The following is a 226-nucleotide window of genomic DNA, read 5'->3' as shown; positions in this document are numbered from 1 at the left end:
AGCCTGTTGTTGCAGTTCCTTCGGTGTAGGCGGTGGGATGTCAACCCATGTAGGGTAGCCATTATGCCCCGCTACACGTTGTTTCCCTTCTGGCGGTTGATGAATTGCAAACTCCATGTAAACGGCTTCACTGACCTCAATACCATCCTCCGGCCATGAACCCGCTTTGATGTAAGCCTGTTTCCACGCAACAGGATAAAACGCATTTGTTTTTGCGCTGTAAATG

1 protein-coding gene is annotated in these 226 nt (G+C 49.6%); it reads right to left on the bottom strand.

Translation table 11 applies throughout. The features are described from left to right. Positions 1–226 (bottom strand): tail fiber assembly protein (locus tag AAC855_RS21435; RefSeq protein WP_422824421.1); only part of this gene is annotated, 226 nt, incomplete at both ends.

The organism is Xenorhabdus bharatensis (genome assembly GCF_037996705.1).
Classification (GTDB): Bacteria; Pseudomonadota; Gammaproteobacteria; order Enterobacterales; family Enterobacteriaceae; genus Xenorhabdus; species Xenorhabdus bharatensis.
Note: the sequence above shows the minus strand (reverse complement) of the source record. Positions and strands in the feature narration are given on the sequence as shown.